At 73.8% G+C, this 19,873-nt stretch carries 14 protein-coding genes and 1 tRNA gene; 13 read left to right on the plus strand and 2 right to left on the minus strand.

Annotated features, from left to right (window positions below; genetic code table 11):
* The first annotated feature begins 24 nt into the window (after positions 1-24).
* The 7 genes from OIE12_RS18005 (at position 25) to OIE12_RS18035 (ending at position 12,263) form a co-directional block, all read left to right on the plus strand.
* Positions 25-1,551 (plus strand): DUF7059 domain-containing protein, encoded by a 1,527-nt coding sequence (locus OIE12_RS18005; RefSeq protein WP_329136570.1) that lies wholly within the window; start codon positions 25-27, stop codon positions 1,549-1,551.
* A 228-nt stretch (positions 1,552-1,779) separates the two neighbouring features.
* Positions 1,780-1,977: a hypothetical protein gene (locus tag OIE12_RS18010; protein ID WP_030378630.1), complete on the plus strand. Its 198-nt coding sequence runs from the start codon at positions 1,780-1,782 to the stop codon at positions 1,975-1,977.
* A 407-nt stretch (positions 1,978-2,384) separates the two neighbouring features.
* Positions 2,385-5,225, plus strand: coding sequence for a type I DNA topoisomerase (topA, locus tag OIE12_RS18015; protein WP_329136572.1), 2,841 nt, complete (start codon positions 2,385-2,387; stop codon positions 5,223-5,225).
* Positions 5,226-5,566: 341 nt separating this feature from the next.
* Positions 5,567-8,815: a dTMP kinase gene (gene tmk / locus OIE12_RS18020; RefSeq protein ID WP_329136574.1), complete on the plus strand. Its 3,249-nt coding sequence runs from the start codon at positions 5,567-5,569 to the stop codon at positions 8,813-8,815.
* A 254-nt stretch (positions 8,816-9,069) separates the two neighbouring features.
* Positions 9,070-10,275 carry a DNA polymerase III subunit delta' gene (locus OIE12_RS18025; RefSeq protein WP_329136576.1) on the plus strand — a complete coding sequence of 402 codons (1,206 nt, stop codon included), beginning with the start codon at positions 9,070-9,072 and terminating at the stop codon, positions 10,273-10,275.
* Between the two features lie 170 nt (positions 10,276-10,445).
* Positions 10,446-12,080 (plus strand): alpha/beta hydrolase, encoded by a 1,635-nt coding sequence (locus OIE12_RS18030; RefSeq protein ID WP_329136578.1) that lies wholly within the window; start codon positions 10,446-10,448, stop codon positions 12,078-12,080.
* Positions 12,081-12,189: 109 nt separating this feature from the next.
* A tRNA-Thr gene (locus OIE12_RS18035) sits at positions 12,190-12,263 on the plus strand.
* 52 nt (positions 12,264-12,315) lie between these two features.
* Here the strand turns inward: OIE12_RS18035 and OIE12_RS18040 are convergent.
* Positions 12,316-13,773 (minus strand): MFS transporter, encoded by a 1,458-nt coding sequence (locus OIE12_RS18040; protein WP_329136580.1) that lies wholly within the window; start codon positions 13,771-13,773, stop codon positions 12,316-12,318.
* 88 nt (positions 13,774-13,861) lie between these two features.
* Between OIE12_RS18040 and OIE12_RS18045 the strand changes: the two genes are divergently transcribed.
* The 4 genes from OIE12_RS18045 to OIE12_RS18060 all read left to right on the plus strand — a co-directional run bounded on the left by OIE12_RS18045 (position 13,862) and on the right by OIE12_RS18060 (position 17,569).
* Positions 13,862-14,608, plus strand: coding sequence for a TetR/AcrR family transcriptional regulator (locus OIE12_RS18045; protein ID WP_329136582.1), 747 nt, complete (start codon positions 13,862-13,864; stop codon positions 14,606-14,608).
* A 143-nt stretch (positions 14,609-14,751) separates the two neighbouring features.
* Positions 14,752-14,955 (plus strand): hypothetical protein, encoded by a 204-nt coding sequence (locus tag OIE12_RS18050; RefSeq protein WP_329136584.1) that lies wholly within the window; start codon positions 14,752-14,754, stop codon positions 14,953-14,955.
* Positions 14,956-15,132: 177 nt separating this feature from the next.
* On the plus strand, positions 15,133-16,722 hold the full coding sequence (locus tag OIE12_RS18055; RefSeq protein WP_329136585.1) for a protein kinase domain-containing protein: 1,590 nt from the start codon (positions 15,133-15,135) through the stop codon (positions 16,720-16,722).
* The gene (locus OIE12_RS18060) at positions 16,703-17,569 is read left to right on the plus strand and encodes a hypothetical protein (RefSeq protein WP_329136587.1); all 867 of its coding nucleotides are present in this window, start codon (positions 16,703-16,705) and stop codon (positions 17,567-17,569) included. Before OIE12_RS18055 ends, OIE12_RS18060 begins: the two co-directional genes overlap by 20 nt.
* Positions 17,570-17,585: 16 nt before the next feature.
* On the opposite strand, the gene OIE12_RS18065 is transcribed toward OIE12_RS18060, so the two are convergent.
* Complete coding sequence (locus tag OIE12_RS18065; RefSeq protein WP_329136589.1) at positions 17,586-19,115, minus strand: helix-turn-helix domain-containing protein; 1,530 nt, start codon at positions 19,113-19,115, stop codon at positions 17,586-17,588.
* Between the two features lie 153 nt (positions 19,116-19,268).
* Between OIE12_RS18065 and OIE12_RS18070 the strand changes: the two genes are divergently transcribed.
* Positions 19,269-19,559: a hypothetical protein gene (locus OIE12_RS18070; RefSeq protein ID WP_329136591.1), complete on the plus strand. Its 291-nt coding sequence runs from the start codon at positions 19,269-19,271 to the stop codon at positions 19,557-19,559.
* Positions 19,560-19,638: 79 nt separating this feature from the next.
* Positions 19,639-19,806: a hypothetical protein gene (locus OIE12_RS18075; RefSeq protein WP_329136592.1), complete on the plus strand. Its 168-nt coding sequence runs from the start codon at positions 19,639-19,641 to the stop codon at positions 19,804-19,806.
* The last annotated feature ends 67 nt before the right edge of the window (positions 19,807-19,873 follow it).

The following is a 19,873-nucleotide window of genomic DNA, read 5'->3' on the forward strand; positions in this document are numbered from 1 at the left end:
GGGCGTGCGGGCCACAATGGGGGCGTGAGCACCTCCAGCCCGGCCTCCCTGGCCCCCCTGCCCTCCGCCGACCGCCCCGACGTCGCCGCCGCGCTGCGGGACGCGCTGCTCGCGGCCTCCTTCACCGCCGACGGGCTGCTCGAACTGCTCGGCGCCCCGGCCTACGCGGCTCTCGCCCGCAGCGAGGTGGTCCCGGCGCTGCGGGCCACCCGGGGCGACACCTCGCTGGAGGCGCTCGTACGCCTGTTCCTGCTCCAGCAGCCCGTGCCGCACGCGCGCGTGGCGGGCATCCTGCCCGCCGACGCCTGTCTGGAGGCCGGCTGGCTGACCCGGGCGGACGGCGAGGTCGCCGCCACCGTCGACGTACGGCCGTACGGCGGGGCCGACGGCGAGGACTGGTTCATCGTCTCCGACCTGGGCTGCGCGGTCGGCGGCGCGGGTGGCATCGGCAGCCGCCAGGAGTCCGTGGTGCTCGGCGTCGGCGGCGCCTCGACGACGCTGGCCGGGCTCACCGTCCGTACGCCCGTGGACTCCGCCCTCGACCTCGGCACCGGCTCCGGAATCCAGGCGCTGCACGCCTCCCGGCACGCCACGCGGGTGACCGCGACCGACGTCAACCCGCGTGCGCTGCACATCACCGCGCTCACCCTCGCCCTCTCCGGGGCGCCCGCCGCCGATCTGCGCGAGGGCTCCCTGTTCGCGCCGGTCGCGGAGGGGGAGACGTACGACCTGATCGTGTCGAACCCGCCGTTCGTGATCTCGCCCGACGCCCGGCTCACCTACCGCGACGGCGGCATGGCCGGGGACGATCTGTGCCGCTCGCTCGTTCAGCAGGCGGGGGACCGGCTGAACCCGGGCGGGTTCGCCCAGTTCCTGGCCAACTGGCAGCACGTGGAGGGAGAGGACTGGCAGGAGCGGCTGCGCTCATGGGTGCCGCGCGGCTGCGACGCGTGGATCGTGCAGCGCGAGGTGCAGGACGTCACCCAGTACGCCGAACTGTGGCTGCGGGACGCGGGCGACCACCGCGACGACACGGCCCGGTACCAGGCGCGCTACGACGCGTGGCTGGACGCGTTCGAGGCGCGCAAGGTGAAGGCCGTCGGCTTCGGCTGGATCACCCTGCGCCGGACGGACGCCACGGAACCCTCGGTGACCGTCGAGGAGTGGCCGCATTCCGTCGAACAGCCGCTCGGTGACGTCGTTCGGGCACATTTCGACCGGATCGACTTCCTCCGGGCGCACGACGACGCGGCGCTGCTCGCCGGGCACTTCCGGCTGGCCTCCGAGGTCGTCCAGGAGCAGGTCGGGTTGCCCGGCGCGGAGGACCCGGAGCACGTGGTGCTGCGCCAGTACCGCGGCATGCGCCGGGCCACCACGGTGGACACGGTCGGTGCGGGCTTCGCCGGGGTGTGCGACGGCTCGCTGAGCGCGGGGCGCATTCTGGACGCCATCGCCCAGCTCGTCGGCGAGGACCCGGTCGCCCTGCGTGACCGCACGCCCGCGCAGATCCGGCTCCTGGTGGAACAGGGTTTCCTCGAACCGGCGGGCTGACGGGTCGGCCGCCGGGGCCCCCGCCCGCCTGCGGCGGCTCCAGGGCTCCCGGCTCACCTGTTGTTGCCGGCCACGGCATCCACCCACTCGCGTCCGCCCCCGTTCACCCCGGGTTCGCCCGGCCGCCGGTCCGCCGTCTTCCCCGCGTGTCAGCCTCCCCTCGCCGGGGCCGGGCGGCCCGGCGGACACGCCCCGGACGCGGGAGCCGGGACGGGAGGGGAGCGGGGCATGGAGAGCGGACCGGCGATCTTCGCGGGGACGGTGTTCGCCCTGTTCGGCGGCGCGCTGCTGACCTGGACCGCCGTCCGGTGGCGGCACCGCGAACCGGTCGCCGACGGTGTGAGTCCCGTCGCATCCGCGACCGTAGCGGCCCTCGCCTCGGCCGCCGCGCTCGTGGCGGCGGCCTACTGCTTCACGCGCCTGTGAGCGGACCGGCGCACGCCCCCACGGCGAGGCGTGCCCCCACGGCCGCGCCCCCCGTCGCACACCGCACCGCGTACGCCGCCGTACGTACCACCGCCTACGCCACCGTACGCATCACCACGCGCCCCGCGGGCAGACCCCCTCGCACCGGCGCCGGAAGGCTCCGGACCGGGGGCCCCGGACAAGTGGGGGAGGCCGCTCCGCTCCGGCCGCGCGGGGCCGTCACCCACTCCGGGCGGCAGGAATAGCACGAGTCGGGTTACCGTTCGAGTGGCCGTTGCGGGCTTTCCCCGTTTGACACGGGGGCGGGATGTACCGTCACACTCCGCAGCGTCACCATGACGACCCACCCCCTGGGCACAGGCCCGGGAGATGGAGACCCACTGCGCCGACCGGAGAGAAGAGCGAAGTTGTCCCCGACCAGCGAGACCGCACAGGGCGGCCGCCGACTCGTCATCGTCGAGTCGCCTGCCAAGGCGAAGACGATCAAGGGCTACCTGGGCCCCGGCTACATCGTCGAGGCGAGCGTCGGGCACATCCGCGACCTTCCCAACGGTGCCGCGGAGGTGCCGGAGAAGTACACCGGCGAGGTGCGCCGCCTCGGCGTGGACGTCGAACACGACTTCCAGCCCGTCTACGTGGTCAACTCGGACAAGAAGCAGCAGGTCAAGAAGCTCAAGGAGCTGCTGCGCGAGTCCGACGAACTCTTCCTCGCCACCGATGAGGACCGCGAGGGCGAGGCCATCGCGTGGCACCTCCAGGAAGTGCTGAAGCCGAAGATCCCGGTCCACCGGATGGTCTTCCACGAGATCACCAAGGACGCGATCCAGCAGGCCGTGCGCAGCCCGCGCGAGCTCAACCAGAAGCTGGTCGATGCCCAGGAGACCCGCCGCATCCTCGACCGTCTGTACGGTTACGAGGTCTCGCCCGTGCTGTGGAAGAAGGTCATGCCGCGGCTGTCGGCGGGCCGCGTCCAGTCCGTCGCCACCCGGCTCGTCGTGGAGCGGGAACGCGAGCGGATCGCTTTTCGTTCTGCCGAGTACTGGGACCTGACGGGCACCTTTACGACCGGCCGTGCCGGTGACCCGTCGGACCCGTCCTCGCTCGTCGCCCGCCTGGCGAGCGTCGACGGACGCCGGGTCGCGCAGGGCCGCGACTTCGACTCCCTGGGACAACTCAAGAGCGCGCAGGTCCTGCACCTGGACGAGGCGAACGCCCGCGCCCTGGCCGCCGCCCTGGAGCAGACGCGCTTCGCCGTCCGCTCCGTCGAGTCCAAGCCCTACCGCCGCTCGCCGTACGCCCCGTTCCGTACGACGACGCTGCAGCAGGAGGCGAGCCGCAAGCTCGGCTTCGGCGCGAAGGCCACGATGCAGATCGCGCAGAAGCTGTACGAGAACGGCTACATCACGTACATGCGTACGGACTCCACGACGCTGTCGGACACCGCCGTGTCCGCCGCCCGCGCCCAGGTCACCCAGCTCTACGGGGCCGACTACCTCCCGGAGCGCCCCCGTACGTACGCCGGCAAGGTCAAGAACGCCCAGGAGGCGCACGAGGCGATCCGCCCCTCGGGCGACCGCTTCCGCACGCCCGCCGAGACGGGCCTGAGCGGCGACCAGTTCCGGCTCTACGAGCTGATCTGGAAGCGGACCGTCGCCTCCCAGATGAAGGACGCGACCGGCAACAGCGTCACCGTGCGGATCGGCGGCACGGCCGCCGACGGCCGGGACGCCGAGTTCACCGCCTCCGGGAAGACGATCACGTTCCACGGCTTCCTCAAGGCGTACGTCGAGGGCGCCGACGACCCGAACGCCGAGCTCGACGACCGCGAGCGCCGGCTGCCGCAGGTGGCCGAGGGCGACGCGCTGGGCGCCGAGGAGATCTCGGTCGACGGGCACGCCACCAAGCCCCCGGCCCGCTACACCGAGGCGAGCCTGGTCAAGGAGCTGGAAGAGCGCGAGATCGGCCGCCCGTCGACGTACGCGTCGATCATCGGGACCATCCTCGACCGCGGCTACGTCTTCAAGAAGGGCACGGCCCTGGTGCCGTCCTTCTTGTCCTTCGCCGTCGTCAACCTCCTGGAGAAGCACTTCGGGCGGCTCGTCGACTACGACTTCACCGCCCGCATGGAGGACGACCTCGACCGCATCGCGCGCGGTGAGGCGCGGGCCGTGCCGTGGCTGCGGCGGTTCTACTTCGGTGAGAGCGAGGACGGCACCGGCGCCGGCAGCGCCGCGGAGGCGGGCAACGGCGACGGTGACCACCTCGGCGGCCTGAAGGAACTCGTGACCGACCTGGGCGCGATCGACGCGCGCGAGGTGTCGTCGTTCCCCATCGGCGACGGCATCGTGCTGCGGGTCGGCCGCTACGGGCCGTACGTCGAGCGCGGCGAGAAGGAGTCCGAGGGGTACCAGCACGCCGACGTCCCCGACGACCTCGCGCCCGACGAGCTGAGCGTGGCGTACGCGGAGGAGCTGCTCGCCAAGCCGAGCGGCGACTTCGAGCTGGGCACCGACCCGTCGACGGGCCGGCCGATCGTGGCCAAGGCCGGCCGCTACGGCCCGTACGTCACGGAGGTGCTCCCCGAGGGCACCCCGAAGACCGGCAAGAACGCCGTCAAGCCGCGCACGGCCTCGCTGTTCAAGTCGATGTCCCTGGACACCGTCACGCTGGACGACGCCCTGAAGCTGATGTCGCTGCCCCGGGTCGTCGGCACCGACGCCGAGGGCCAGGAGATCACCGCACAGAACGGCCGCTACGGGCCGTACCTGAAGAAGGGCACCGACTCGCGCTCCCTTCAGGCCGAGGAGCAGCTCTTCACGATCACGCTGGAGGAGGCGCTGGCGATCTACGCCCAGCCCAAGCAGCGTGGCCGGGCCGCGGCCAAGCCGCCGCTGAAGGAGCTGGGCACCGACCCGGTCAGCGAGAAGCCGGTGGTGGTCAAGGACGGCCGCTTCGGGCCGTACGTCACCGACGGGGAGACCAACGCGACGCTGCGCTCCGGCGACAGCGTCGAGGAGATCACCCCCGAACGCGGGTTCGAGCTGCTGGCGGAGAAGCGGGCGAAGGCGCCGGCCAAGAAGACCGCCAAGAAGGCGGCGAAGAAGGCGCCCGCCAAGAAGGCGGCCACCACGAAGAAGACGGCCGCCAAGAAGACGACGACGGCGAAGAAGACCGCGGCGAAGAAGACGACGACGGCGACGGCGGCGGCCAAGAAGGCGGCCACGAAGAAGACGGCACCGGCGGAGTAGGGCGGCACCGGCGGAGTAGGGCGGTACCGGCGGAGTAGGGCGGCAGGGGTCGGGCGTCACGTCCTGGCCGTGTCCGGCCCGGGTGGCACGGTTTGGCCGTGCCCGGCGGCTCCGGTGTCGGCGTCACGGCTTGGCCCCGACGTCACGTCCTGGCCACTCCCGGCCCCGGCGCCACGCCCGGGCCGGTGCGTCTCGACGCGGCGCCCCATGTGCCTGACGCCTCGTCAGAACCTTGTATTCGGCGAGGTGTTCGGCATATGTGGATGTATGTAAATGCGAAGGCCGTGCGTACGTTCGGGTGGTTGCTTCGGGGTGTCGGTGGCTGCCGATAGTCTGAACGCATGACGCGAGCCGAGCAGCCAACGGCCCCCACCACGGCCCCCGAGGCCCCGGACGACGCCCTGGTCGCCGACTCCCGCGAGCGCGCCGTACGGGCGCTGCTGCGCAGGCCGCAGCTGAGGCGGCTGTGGAGCGCACAACTCGTGGACGGAGTCGGGGACGCCCTGGGCCTGCTCGTCCTGGTCGTCCTCGCCCTCCAGGCCGCGGTCCTCCAGGGCTCCCTCGGCGGCGGCTACCGCGGGGTGGCGTTCGCCGTCGCGTGCGTCCTGGGCGCGCGGATCCTGGCGACGCTCCTCTTCGGCGCCGTACTGCTCGGCCCGCTGGCCACGCTCACCGCGCCGGACGGCCCGCTCGACCGCCGCTGGACCATGGTCGGCGCGGACGGACTGCGGGCCGCGCTGATGATCGTCGCCCCGCTGTGGATCGACTGGACCCCCGACAACGCGCTGCCGCTGCTCCTGGTGACCGCCTTCGTCGGCGGCGTCGCCGAGCGGCTGTGGACGGTGTGCAAGGAGAGCGCGGCGCCCGCCCTGCTGCCGCCGCCCCCGCCGGAGGGCGCCTCGGTGCGCCCGCTGCCCGACCACATGGACGCGCTGCGCCGGCTGTCGCTGCGCACGGGCTTCGTGTCGGTGCCGGTGGCGGCGGCCACGCTGGTCCTCGCCGGGCTGGTCAACAACCTGCTGGGCGCCGGGATCGAGTGGTTCGCCCAGCACCAGGCGGCGCTGGCGTCGTACGTCACCGCGGGCCTGTTCGCCGCCGCGCTCTCCGTGCTGACCGCCCTGGAACTGCCCGGCACCCGCACCCCGCGCGCGCGGTCGCCGCTGGAGGGGCTGCGCCGCCCGAGGGCGGGTGGCGGCTCCGACAAGAGCGTCGTGCCCGACAAGGGCCGCACCGGTGTGCTACCGCTGCTCGTGCTGGCCTGCGCCTCGGTCGCGGGCGCCGTGGCGGCCGCCGTCGCCGTGAGCGTGCTGCACGCCAGGGACCTCGGCGGCGGCCCCGTGCTGTACGGGCTGCTGGTGCTCGCCGTCACCGGCGGCGTGGTCGTCGGCATCCGTACGGCGCCCGGGCTGCTGCCCGCGCTGTCCCGGCGCCGGCTCCTCGCGCTGGCGATCGCCTTCACGGGGCTGGCGCTGCTGGCCGCCGGGCTCGTCCCGGACGACACCACCGTGCTGCTGCTCGTCGCCCTGGCCGGCACCGGCGCCGGCGTCGCCGCGAACACCGGGCACACCCTGCTCGACCAGGAGACCGAGGACCAGCGCCGGGCCCGTACGACCGAACACCTGCACGCGGTCGTACGGGTGTTCGTCGCACTCGGCGCCCTGCTCGGCCCGGTGGTGGCGGCCGGCATCGGACCGCACCGGCTGGTCAACGGCAAATTCGTCTTCGCGCACGGCGGCGCCGCGTTCACCCTGATGCTGGTGGGCGCGCTGCTGCTGCCGGTCGCCGCCCTGGTGCTCGCCAAGGTCGACGACCGCTCCGGTGTCCCCCTGCGGCTCGACCTGCGGGACGCGCTGCGCGGCGGGGACGACCCCGTGCAGGCCCCCGCGACGAACGGTTTCTTCCTCGTCCTGGAGGGCGGCGACGGCGCCGGGAAGTCGACGCAGGCGGAGGCGCTCGCCGAGTGGATCCGCGCCAAGGGCCACGAGGTGGTCCTCACCCACGAGCCGGGCGCGACCCCGGTCGGCAAGCGGCTGCGCTCGATCCTGCTGGACGTCTCCAGCGCCGGACTCTCGCACCGTGCGGAGGCCCTGCTCTACGCGGCGGACCGCGCGGAGCACGTGGACACCGTCGTACGGCCCGCCCTGGAACGCGGCGCGGTCGTCATCTCCGACCGGTACATCGACTCCTCCGTCGCCTACCAGGGCGCGGGCCGCGACCTGTCCCCGACGGAGATCGCCCGCATCTCGCGCTGGGCGACCAACGGCCTCGTACCGCACCTGACGGTGCTGCTCGACGTCGATCCGCAGGCCGCCCGCGAGCGGTTCACCGAGGCGCCCGACCGGCTGGAGTCCGAGCCCGCCGAGTTCCACGCGCGCGTGCGGGCCGGTTTCCTCACGCTCGCCGCCGCCGACCCCGGGCGCTACCTGGTCGTCGACGGCGGCCAGGAGCCGGAGGCGGTCACGACGGCCGTACGGCACCGGCTCGACCGGATGCTGCCGCTCTCCGAGGCCGAGGTGAAGGCCCAGGAGGAGGCGCGCCGCAAGGCCGAGGAGGAGGCCCGGCGCAAGGCGGAGGAAGAGGCGCGGCGCAAGGCCGAGGAGGAGCGCAAGGAGCGCGAGCGCCAGGAGGAACTCGCCAGGCTCCGCGCCGAGGAGGAGGAGCGCAAGCGGCGCGAGCTGGAGGAGGCCCAGCGGCGCGAGGCCGAGCGGCAGGCCGAGGAGGCCCGGCAGCGGGCGGAGGAGGCGCGCCGCAGGGCCGAGGAGGAGCAGGCCCGGCTGCTGGCGGAGGAGAAGGCGCGCGCCGAGGAGGAGGCCCGCCGCAAGGCGGAGCAGGAGCGGCTGCGCCGGCAGGCCGAGGAGGAGGCGCGGCTGCGCGCCGAGGCCGAGGAACGGCGCCTGGAGAAGCAGCGCAAGGCCGAGGCCGCGCTGCTGCGGGCGGAGGAGGCCCGCCGGGCGGCGGAGGCGGCGGCAGCGGCCGCCGCGGCCGAGACCGCGGCGCGCAACGCCCGGGCCGCGGAGGAGGAGCGCGCCGCGGCGGGCCCGGCGGCCGCGGCGGAGACCGTGCCGACGCCGGTGGTCATCCCGACCAACGCCACGGGCGGCCCCGTCGACGAGACGGCGGTCCTGCCCCCGGTGACCCCGGACGGCCCCGACGCCGAGACGACCACGCAGCTCCCCCGTCCGACGGGCCCGGAGGCACCGGCGGACGACGAGACGACGGTGCTCCCGGCGGTGACCCCGGGCGCGGCGGACGAGACGGCGGTACTGCCGCCGGTACGGGACGACGGCGACGCCGGGGACGACCGGGGCGGGGACCCGGCGGGCCGGGTCCCGCCGGGGTACTTCCGCGACGAACGTGACGGGCGCGAGGAGGGTGAGGAGCGCGGGGAACCGCGCCCCGACGGCCGCGAGGACCGCACCCGCGAACTCCCGCAGATCCCCGCCGAGGACGCACCCCCGCGCCGGGGCCGCCGCACCCGCCGCCGCCCCGACTGGGCCGAGGAAACCCCGCTGGACGACCTCCCCACCCTGGCCGACGAACTCCTGGGTCCGAGGGACGAGGAGGAGAACGGCGGAAGGGGCAGGTCGTAAGGGTTTCTGCTCGACGGTACGGTTCCCACCCGCGCCCTCGAGGGGCGCGGGGCTGTGCCGTTCTGCGGCTCCGCCGCGGGCCGCGACCAGCAGCAGCGCCCCTCAGGGGCGCGGGGAACTGCGCGACCAGCCACGACGCATCCGCAGTCGGGTAGGGGCGGTGGAAGCGAAGCCCCCACCCGCACCCCCACTGTCAGTGCCCACCCCCACAATGGGAACCGACAGACCCCGCACGAACCGAAAGGCGGCGGCCCATGCCCGTATGGGACGACCTCGTCGGCCAGGACCGGCTGAGCGCCCAGCTCGCCGCCGCCGCCCGCGACGCCGACGCCTTCGTCACCGCCGCGGCGACCAACGCCCCGCTCCCCGACGCGTCGAGCATGACGCACGCCTGGCTGTTCACGGGCCCGCCCGGCGCCGGCCGCACCCAGGCGGCCCGCGCCTTCGCGGCCGCCCTCCAGTGCGTCAGCCCCGACCGTGCCCTGGGCGGCACCCCCGGCTGCGGCTTCTGCGACGGCTGCCACACCGCCCTGATCGGCACGCACGCCGACGTCAGCACGGTCGCCGCCGTCGGCGCCCAGATTCGCGCCGCCGACATGCGCGACACCGTCCGCAAGTCGTTCACCTCGCCGGCGAACGGCCGCTGGCAGGTGATCCTGGTCGAGGACGCCGAACGTCTGAACGAGCAGTCGGCGAACGCGGTCCTGAAGGCCGTCGAGGAGCCCGCCCCCCGCACGGTCTGGCTCCTGTGCGCCCCCTCCGTCGAGGACGTCCTGCCCACCATCCGCTCCCGCTGCCGCCACGTGAACCTGCGCACACCCCCGGTGGACGCCGTCGCGGACCTGCTGATCCGGCGGGACGGCATCGAGCCGGAGGTCGCGGTCGCCGCCGCCCGCGCCACCCAGGGCCATGTCGACCACGCCCGCCGCCTCGCCACCGACGAGCGGGCCCGCGCCCGCCGCGCGACCGTGCTCAGGCTGCCGCTCCGCTTGGACGACGTCGGCGGCTGCCTCAAGGCGGCGCAGGAACTGGTCGACGCGGCCGCAGAGGACTCCAAACAGCTCGCCGAGGAGCGGGAAGCCAAGGAGACCGAGGAGCTGAAGGCGGCGCTCGGCGCGGCCCAGGGCGGTCGGCTGCCGCGCGGCACCGCGGGCGTGATGAAGGAGCTGGAGGAGGACCAGAAGCGCCGCAGAAGACGCGTCCAGCGCGACAGCCTGGACGTCGCCCTGCTGGACCTCACCGGTTTCTACCGCGACGTCCTCGCGCTCCAGCTCGGCTCCCGGCTGGCCCTCGCCAACACGGACGCCGAGGACGCGCTGGAGCGGCTGGCCCGCGGCAGCACCCCGGAGGCCACGCTGCGCCGCATCGAGGCGATCGCCGCCTGCCGCGAGGCCCTCGACCGCAATGTGGCACCACTGCTGGCGGTGGAGGCGATGACGATGGCGCTGCGCGCGGGCTGACACCGGCAGGCCGGCGACGGCGTTGCGGGCGGGCCGACACCGACGGCGGAGGACGGCGTCGCGCCCGGGCCGGCACCGGCAGGCCGACGTGCGGGTTGACGTCCTCACCCGAAAGGGGAGCGTGCGCGACATTCGGTGAGCGGGCGACAGCGCAGCGTTACGCTCGCAGGATGGACCTCAGGCGCCCTCCCGCACCCCGTATCCCCTCGCCCGGCGGCCCCCGCCCCTCCCGCCGGTTCCTCACCCGTGGCACCCCGCTGGCCGCCGCGCTCGCCCTGCTGCTCTCCGCCGCGTGCTCCTCGGGGCACTCGGCGACGCCCGCCGCACCCTCCCCGGCGCAGGCGGCACCGGCCGCCCTGGCCGCGCTGCCCCGGTCCACGCCCCCCGCGCTGACCCCGTACTACAGCCAGAAACCGGCGTGGCGCGCGTGCGGCGTCCCCGGCTTCCAGTGCGCCACGGTCAAGGCGCCGCTGGACTACGACAAGCCCTCAGCCGGCGACGTCCGGCTCGCGGTGGCCCGGAAGAAGGCGACCGGTCCGGGCAAGCGCCTCGGCTCGCTGCTGGTCAACCCGGGCGGCCCCGGCGGCTCGGCGATCGGCTACCTCCAGCAGTTCGCGGGCATCGGCTACCCGGCCGATGTCCGCGCCCGGTACGACATGGCGGCCGTCGACCCGCGCGGCGTGGCCCGCAGCGAGCCGGTCGAGTGCCTCACCGACCGTCAGATGGACGCGTACACGCAGACGGACGCCACTCCGGACGATCACGCGGAGACCACGAAGCTCGTCGACGCGTACAAGAGGTTCGCGGCGGGCTGCGGCAAGCACGACCCGAAGCTGCTGCGCCACGTCTCCACGGTCGAGGCGGCGCGCGACATGGACATCGTCCGGGCGGCACTGGGCGACAAGAAGCTCAACTATGTGGGCGCCTCGTACGGCACGTTCCTCGGCGCCACGTACGCGGGCCTCTTCCCCGACCGCGCCGGACGCCTCGTCCTGGACGGCGCGATGGATCCGTCGCTGTCCGCACGCGAGCTGAACGAGGACCAGACCGCGGGGTTTGAGACGGCGTTCCAGTCCTTCGCCAAGGACTGTGTACGGCGCTCCGGCTGCCCCCTCGGCACCGCGGGCACCACCCCCGCGCAGGCCGGTGACCACCTGGAGGCGTTCTTCCGTCACCTGGACGCGAAGCCCCTGAAGACGGGCGACGCGGACGGCCGCACGCTGGGCGAGTCCCTGGCCACCACGGGCGTGATCGCGGCCATGTACGACGAGGCGGCCTGGCCCCAGCTGCGCCGGGCGCTCACCTCCGCGATGAAGGACAAGGACGGTGCCGCGCTCCTCGCCCTCTCGGACAGCTACTACGAACGTGACGCCGACGGCCACTACACCAACCTGATGTACGCCAACGCCGCCGTGAACTGCCTCGACCTGCCGCCCGCCGTCCGGACCCCGGACGAGGTGGACAAGGCGCTCCCGGCGTTCGAAAAGGCCTCCCCGGTGTTCGGACCGAGCCTCGCCTGGGCCTCGCTGACCTGCGCGTACTGGCCCGTGGAACCGACGGGCAAGCCGCACCGGATCGAGGCGAAGGGCGCGGCGCCGATCGTGGTCGTCGGCACCACCCGCGACCCGGCCACCCCGTACCGCTGGGCCAAGTCCCTCGCCGCCCAGCTCTCCTCCGGCCGCCTCCTCACCTACGAGGGCGACGGCCACACGGCGTACGGCCGCGGCAGCCGCTGCATCGACACGGCGATCAACACCTACCTGCTCCACGGCACCCCGCCGACGGACGGCAAACGCTGCACCTGACCGCCGAACCCGCCCCCGGGCCGCCGCCCGGGGGCGGTTCGGACCACCCCCGGAAACTGTGTAGACTTACCGTCGTCGCTGATCGCACCATGGTGCACACAGCCGACTCGCCGCCTTAGCTCAGATGGCCAGAGCAACGCACTCGTAATGCGTAGGTCTCGGGTTCGAATCCCGAAGGCGGCTCGTTCGATGCCCAGGTCGAAAGATGTCGACCTGGGCATCTTTGTGTGCGCGGTCAGGCGTGGGCGTTCTGGGGGTGCCTCGGCAGGAGGTTTACCAAGGGCAGTGTCAGTAGGTTCAGGGCTGCCGTGATGGCGAACACCCGTTCCGCTGCGGTGAGGGTGGAGTGGGGAGTCAGGCGTCCGGCGTGGGTGTAGAAGAGCGTGCCCAGGGCGGCGACGCCGAGGGCGCCGGCGAATTGCTGGACGGCGTTGAGGAGGCCCGCTCCGGTGCCGACCTCCTCGGGGGTGGCGTCGCCGATGATGAAGTCGGTGAGCGGGACGAACACCAGTCCGGAACCGAAGCCGGTGAGCAGCAGTGCGGGGGTCAGGTTCCAGACGGTGATGCCGGTGTCCCAGTGGGCCACGGACCACCACAGGGCCAGCAGTCCTACGACGGCCAGGGCGAGCCCCAGGTGCAGCGTGGCCCGGCCCAGCCGCTCGGCGAGCACGGCGCCCGCGAGCAGGACCGCGACGGCCGTGCCGAGGGCCCAGGGAAGCAGCGTGAGGCCGGTACGCAGCGGCGTCCAGTGCATGCCCTGTTGCAGCAGCAGGTTGACGACCAGCACGAACGCGCTGAGTGAGGCGTAGAACCCGGCGACGATCAGCAGGCCGACGACGAAGCTGCGTCTGCGCAGCAGCGTCGGTGCGACGACCGGGTGCCTGCTGCGTCGCTGCGAGACGGCGAACAGTGCGAACAGCAGGGCCCCGGCGGCCATCATGACGTAGGTCCAGGCAGGCCAGCCCAGCTCCCGGCCCTGGATGAGCGGGACGACGAGCAGGGCCGAGGCCGCGGTGAGCAGGCCGATGCCGGTGAGGTCGAGGCGGGCGTCCGGGTCCTCGCCGCCGTGCCGTGGCATGACGCGGTGGCCGAGCAGGGCGGCGGCGAGGCCGAACGGCACGTTGATCAGGAAGAGGGAGCGCCACTGGCTGCCGAACAGGTCCAGATGGAGCAGCCAGCCGGCCAGGAGGGGGCCGCCCACCATCGTCAGGCCCATCAGCGGGCCGACCGGGGTCAGCGCCTTGCGCAGGTGCCGCGGCGGGAACACCACCTTCACCAGGGCCAGGCCCTGCGGGATCATGACCGACCCGAACAGGCCCTGCAACGCCCGGGCGACGATCAGGAAGACCGCGTCCGGGGCGAGGCCGCAGGCCAGTGAGGCCAGCGTGAAGCCGGTCATGCCGAGCAGGAACAGCCGCCGGCGGCCGAGCAGGTCCCCGAGCCGTCCGGAGGTGACCAGACCGAGGGCGAACGTGGCGGTGTAGGCGCTGAGCACCCACTGCACGGTCACCTGGCCGCCGCCGAGGTCGGCGTGGATGGACGGGCCGGCGAGGTTGGCGATGCTCGAGTCGATCAGATCCATGAGGTCGGCCAGGACCACGACGACCAGGACCAGCCACGCGGTGCGCGACGGGCGGGCGTCGGAGGGGGCCGGGGGTGCGGGGGAGGAGAGTTGAGGAGTGGACACGAACATTGTTCTACAGAGGAACAGTGTTCGTAGCAAGGCGAGCGACGTTCCTTGTGGCGTAGAACACTGTTCGTGGGTTCGCTAGACTGCGCCCATGTCACCGACTCCGCAGGAACGGCGCGCGGCGCGGCATCAGCTCGGCGCCGGCCGGGACGCGCCCGGGGCCCGCCGGGGACCGTCCGGCGGGCGCAAGAAGCCGATCACGGTCGACGCCATCATCGACACCGCGTTCGGCATCGTGGAGCGGGAGGGCTACGAGGCCCTGACGATGCGGCGCGTGGCCACCGCGCTGGAGACGGGGCCGTCCTCGCTCTACGCCCACGTGGTCAACAAGGAGGACCTGGACGAGCTGCTCATCGGCAGGCTGTGCGCCGGGATCGAGCTCCCCGAACCCGACCCCGCCGACTGGCGGCGGCAGCTCATCGGCGTCTGCACCCAGCTGCGCGACCAGTATCTGCGCTACCCGGGCATCTCCCGGGCCGCCTTCGCCGCCGCCCCCTCCAACCTCGACACCCTCCGCGTCAGCGAGGGCATGCTCGCCCTGCTGCTCGCCGGAGGCGTCGAACCGCAGACCGCCGCCTGGGCCCTCGACGCCCTCGTGCTCTACGTCAACGCGTACAGCTACGAGGTCTCCCTGGTGAACAGGCGGCTGAGCAGCGGCGACGACCACTGGGTGGTCGGCCGCGACGAACTGCTGCGCCGGTTCGCCGCACTGCCCGACACCTTTCCGCACACCCGGCGGCACGCCGCCGAACTCACCGCCGGCACGGTTCCCGACCGCTTCGACTTCACCCTCGGTCTGATGATCGACGGACTCGGGGGCTACCGGCGGGAGGGGTGAAGGGGCAGCACCCCGCTCCGGTCGGAGCGCGCCGCACGGGCTCCCTCAACGTCCGTTGATGGTCCGGCCGCCGGGTGCGCGGGAGGGTGGCTGCGCGAGCGCGCGCCGCGGTCCCGTTGCCCATCCGACTGGAGAGATCCGTCATGCCCACGTTCCACGAGGCTTCCTCCGGGACGCCCCCGCGCACCGCTCAGCGACTGTCCGCCGCCGTGCCGCCCATCGCCATGACTGCCGTCGCCGTGCCGCCCGCTGCCATGCCGCTCATCGCCATGAGGCCCATTGCCATGACGGCCGACCCCGAGGACGGGGACGACCCGTTCGTTCCCGCCCGCCGCCGCGCGGCCTGACCCCGCCCGGCCTGACCGCCGCCGCGCCCGGGACGGCGGCGCGCCGGCGGTCAGGCCGCGCCGGCGGTCCCGCGCGTTGGCGGCATTCCGCCATCACGGCACTCGTACCGGCCGTCCCCGGCCATACTGCCCCGGGGGGACGGTGCCGCGAGGCACCGTCCGGCAGGGAGGAGCGCCGTGCGGCGAACCATCGACGGATACCGTCTCGAAGCCGAACTCGGGCACGGCGGACAGGCCTCGGTGTACCGGGCGACCGGCCCGGACGGCGACACCGTCGCGCTCAAGGCGTGGCACGCCCTCGGCGCCGCCCCGGCACAGGCGCGGCGGCGGATCGCCCGCGAGGCCGCTCTCGTGCGGCGCGTCGACCACCCGGGGGTGGTGCGCCTCCTCGGCGGTGCCCCCGACGGCGACCCGCCCTACCTGGTGTTCGAGTACATCGACGGCACCACTTTGGACCGGCTCGTGGCCCGGCGCGGCCCGCTGGTCGGGGAGTCGGCCCGCGACACGGTCCTGGGGCTGCTGCGGGCGCTGAGCGAGATCCACGCCGCTCCCGTGGCGCACCTCGACGTCAAACCGCACAACGTGGTGCTGCGCAACGACGCCGACACCCGCACCCCCGTCCTGATCGACTTCGGCATCGCCCGGTCCGCCGAGGCCACGCACACCCGGCTCACCGGCTACAGCGTGGCGTTCGCCTCTCCCGAGCAGCTCAGGCTCGACACGGCGTACACCCCCTCGGACCTGTTCTCCTGGGCGTCCACGGTGTACTTCCTGCTCACCGGCCGCCACCCGTTCGGCACCGGCGCGGCGGCCGTGGCCGCCGTCCGCGACCGGGACGCGCTGCCGGACCCGGCGCCGTTCCACGCGGCGGCGGGCGCCGCCTCCGGCCGGCTGTGGGAGATCCTCGTCGGGTGCTGGCACCGCGACCCCGCCCTGCGCTGGCCCCTGGACGCGGCGCCCGTCCCGGGCGAGGTGAGCCGTCCCCGGTGCGACACCCGCGCGCTCCTCGGGGCGGTGGAGGACGCCTTCGCCGGCGCACCCGCCCGCACGCTGCGGCTGGGCCGGATCAACCCGCGCAAGGCGGGGCCGACGCCGTGGCACGAACTGGGCGCCCAGATGCGCCATCACCGCAGGCACGGCGCCTGGTCGATGACGCGCCGCCGGCTCGCGAGCCAGCGGGAACTGCTGGGCAGGACGAGCGCGTGGCGGCTGTGGGCCTATGAGATGGGCTGGCGCGAGCCGCCCTTCGACATCGTCTCGACGATCGACCGCATCACCGAGGCCCAGGGCTACCTGCGGTACCTCCACCTCTGCGCCCGGGGCAGCGACCTGCTCGGCCTGGACGGCCGTCCGCGCGGATCGCGCTACCCGATCGCGGGGGACCGCAGCGAGCAGCACGAGGACACCCCCTCGCTCATCGAACTCCTTCCTTGGGAGCGCGGTGAGTTCCCGCTGCACCTCCGCAACAGCGGAACGGTGACCTGGCGGAACCGGCAGTTGCGGGCGATGGCCCCGGCCACCGGGACGGAGACGGTGCGGCTGCGCGGCGAGCGCTTCGACGTACCGGAGACCGCACCGGGCGCCGTGGCCACCGTCCGCATCCCGGTGCGCGCTCCCGGCTGGCCGGCCGTGTACCGGCAGCGGTTCAAGATGATCGACGAGGAGGGGCAGTTCTGCTTCCCCGGAGTCAACACGCTCGGCATCGAGGTGATGATCCAGGTGGTGCGGAGGGAGGGGAACGAGGGACATGACGCACTGGCGCCGTGACCGCACGGACGTGGTGGGCGTGCCGACCGTCGCCGAGGACGTGGTGGGCGTGCTTTCCGGGACCTTCCCGGCGGGCGTCGGCCGCCCCCACGACGTGCCGCTGTACGAGGGGGACCGTTACGTGATCGGCCGGCCGGGCCGGTTGCGGACGCCGCCGGCGGGCCCGGGAACGTTCCTCTCGCTCGGGCCCGGCGTGCGGCGCAGCGTGCCGGCGACCGCGCTGGTCCTCGCCGTCGGCCGGAGCATCGTGCACCTCGGCGCCGGACACGGGGCCGGCCATCTGCTGGTGGACGGCGCGGTCCCGGCGCCCGGCGGGACGCGGCTGGCCGGGCCGGTGCACGAGATCGTCGTCGACCCGGCCGGAGCCCCGCGCACCCTGGTGCTCCGACTGCTGAGCACGCCGCCGCCGCTCGATCCGCCGCCCGCCAGCGGAACGACCTGCCTGCCCGTGCTCCGGGTCACCGGACAGCGGCTGCTGCCGATGGCCGCGGCACTGGCCTGGCCGGTCGTCGCGGGGGTGCCGCGCCCGCGCGCGGAGGGCTGGTCCGTCCCGCGGATCGTGGACCGCTACCGCGAACTGTGGGACTCGGACCCGCCGGAGCCCCGGCACACGCTCTTCCGGCTGCGCGAGACGCTGGCCGGCGCGCTCAGCACCGACGGACGTCCGATGGCGGCGATCGAGGACGTGCAGCCGTGGCCGTGGGCCGAGCGGATCGAGGACACCCCCTACGTCAGCGGCGAGTCGTTCATGGCAGCGAAGAACCGGATCACCGCGGGGTACTTCGCCGCCGCGGGCCAGGTGCGCCCCCGCCTGGCGGAGGCGCTGCGGCACCGCCGTCCGGGATGAGGGACGGCGGGCCCCGTCACCAGGGGCCGACCGTCGCCTCGGAGGGATCCGTCCGCGGCAGACGGGTCCTCAGCACCGAGGGGCGCAGCTCACGCAGGAGCGAGGCGCGCCCCTTGTTCGCGGTGTGGTCCAGCCAGTCCAGGCACCGGGCCGCACAGTCGAACTGGGAGTCGATCAACTGGGCCGGGAAGACAGGGTCGCCGGGATCGGGGGCCGGGGACAGGGGAGCGAGCCGCAGCCGCAGGTCGTGGTCCGGGCCCAGCGCCGCACGGCGCTCCTCCAGCACCTCCTCGACCCGCTCGAGCGCGCGCTGCGTCTCCGCCTTCCACTCGTCGGCGGGGCGCGCCCCGAGCGCGGTGAGCTGTCGGCGCGCCGCCCACCAGTCCAGGTGCGCGGCGGTCGGCCGGGCGTACACGACACGGGCGCGGACGTCGCGCAACAGGCGACGCGTCGCCTCGTCGTGGATGTCCTGGTCACCGAAGACGTACGGCCTGACGAGCAGCACGGCGGGCCACGGGTCCGCCGGGTCGGTGAGCGTGCCCGCGCGCCGCGCGGCGGCGATCCAGCCCTGCCGACGGCGGGCCGCCGGGGCCAGCGCCCGCGACCTGACGAGCCGTCCGGAGTCGAAGGCGGTGGCGGAGGTGACGGTGGTGTGGCGCCAGCCGAGGGCTCCGGCGAGGAGCGCCGCGGTGGCGCCGATCGAGTAGTCCGCGCCGATCACCACCACGGGCAGGCCGTCGGTCGAGGCCCAGGGCCGGCGGGGGGAGAGGGGCTGCCCGGTCAGCACGTGCTGCACGAGCAGATGGGTCGGCCAGTGCCGGGAGACGGGTCTCCACAGCGTCGTCCCCGGCCGGCCCTGCCAGCTGAAGTCCCCGGCCCGCTCCAGCGCCTCGGCGGTGACCACTTCCAGTTCGGTCTGGAAGAGGTGGTGGCGGGCGGCCGCGGGGTCGTCCGCCCCGGTCGGCCCGGCGGACCCGGCCGGCCGCAGACCTGCCGCCAGGGCGCGGGCCTGCAGCTCCGGCAGGTCCCGGGGCCGGGCGGTGTCCTGCGGGGTGAACTCCGCGACCACTGTCGTCACCACGGGGCAGCGCCCGCCCGCCTCCAGCGCACGCAGCCGCACCTGGAAGCGCGGACCGGCCTGTGCATCGTCCAGCACCGCCGCGGACGCCAGCACCGCGGCCCGGCCGGTGCTCTCGGAGGGGATGCCGTCGAGAGTCTCGGTCAGCCGGGACACGGCCTCCTTGGTGGTCTCCAGCTGGGTGAGAAGGTCGGGCTGGTGGACGTGCGGGACCTCGTGCCCGGGCAGCCAGCCCAGCTCCGCGTAGACCCGGGTCACCCGGATTCCGGCGAGTTCCGCGAGCGCCCGCACCGTGGCCGGTTTGGGCATCGTCCTGGCGGTCGTGTAGCTGCGCAGCGCCCCGGGGCTGACGCCCAGCCGCTCGGCGAGCGCCTCGTCCGTGAGGGGCCCGTGCCTGGTCTCCGCCTGCCTGCGCAGTTCGCCGAAAACGTGCCCGGCGTTCCGCAGTTCGCCGTCCTTGTACGTCACGTGCCCCCACAACCCCCGGCCCAACAAATGTGACGACAAAAGCGTACAGAAATGACGAGTGGCCGGATCTGCTTTCCCGCATGCTGAGTGAGGCAGCCGCGTCACAAGGCGGCCGAGTTGCAGGGGAGTTCATACGCGAATGGGGGGCGGCTGATGGGTTTCGGTCCGCTGATCGCTTTGCTGCACTGTCTGGGAGCCATCGTCTCGGTATGGGTCCTCACCGGCAGGACCGGCTATTCGGGCTGGCACGGGCTTCCCGTGCGCATCATTCTGATCAGCCCCGAGTGGTTCGTCGTGACGTTGGCGAAGGCCTTCGTCTGGGAGGCGGTCCTGGCGTTCTGGCTGTTCAACGGGAAGCCGCCCTCGCGGTGGGGCGTCCCGCACGACAGTCGCAGCGGACGGATCGTCCGGGGACACCCGGTCGAGGAGACCGCCGGAGGATGAGGGGCGCGATGCCGGCCCGCAGCGGCAGCCGCGGGACCGGCCCAGGACGAGAACGACGCATCACGGAGGAGGACGACCCATGGGACGACCGACCTGTCCGCACTGCCACGTCGGGCTGTGGGAGAAGTCGCGTGAGAAGCAGGAGAGGTACGGCTACTGGGGGGTCTTCGAATGCAAGATCTCCCGTTGCTCGACGTGCCGCGGCAAGTGCACGCACGTCGTGAAGGAATTCGTCTCCACCAGTTGAGCACGGAGACGCGGCGGAGAGACGTGAAGAGGCCGCGCGGGAGGCCGGGGATGCACGGGGAGCGCGG

It is taken from the genome of Streptomyces sp. NBC_00670 (genome assembly GCF_036226765.1).
In the GTDB taxonomy this organism is placed as follows: domain Bacteria; phylum Actinomycetota; class Actinomycetes; order Streptomycetales; family Streptomycetaceae; genus Streptomyces.

What these genes read in the sequence shown, in the direction of transcription:
- tmk (WP_329136574.1), top strand. Translation starts at nt 5,567, where the DNA reads ATGACGCGAGCCGAGCAGCCAACGGCCCCCACCACGGCCCCCGAGGCC.
- OIE12_RS18075 (WP_329136592.1), top strand. Translation starts at nt 19,639, where the DNA reads ATGGGACGACCGACCTGTCCGCACTGCCACGTCGGGCTGTGGGAGAAG.
- OIE12_RS18045 (WP_329136582.1), top strand. Translation starts at nt 13,862, where the DNA reads ATGTCACCGACTCCGCAGGAACGGCGCGCGGCGCGGCATCAGCTCGGC.
- OIE12_RS18070 (WP_329136591.1), top strand. Translation starts at nt 19,269, where the DNA reads ATGGGTTTCGGTCCGCTGATCGCTTTGCTGCACTGTCTGGGAGCCATC.
- OIE12_RS18060 (WP_329136587.1), top strand. Translation starts at nt 16,703, where the DNA reads ATGACGCACTGGCGCCGTGACCGCACGGACGTGGTGGGCGTGCCGACC.
- OIE12_RS18010 (WP_030378630.1), top strand. Translation starts at nt 1,780, where the DNA reads ATGGAGAGCGGACCGGCGATCTTCGCGGGGACGGTGTTCGCCCTGTTC.
- OIE12_RS18050 (WP_329136584.1), top strand. Translation starts at nt 14,752, where the DNA reads ATGCCCACGTTCCACGAGGCTTCCTCCGGGACGCCCCCGCGCACCGCT.
- OIE12_RS18040 (WP_329136580.1), bottom strand. Translation starts at nt 13,773, where the DNA reads ATGTTCGTGTCCACTCCTCAACTCTCCTCCCCCGCACCCCCGGCCCCC.
- OIE12_RS18030 (WP_329136578.1), top strand. Translation starts at nt 10,446, where the DNA reads ATGGACCTCAGGCGCCCTCCCGCACCCCGTATCCCCTCGCCCGGCGGC.
- OIE12_RS18025 (WP_329136576.1), top strand. Translation starts at nt 9,070, where the DNA reads ATGCCCGTATGGGACGACCTCGTCGGCCAGGACCGGCTGAGCGCCCAG.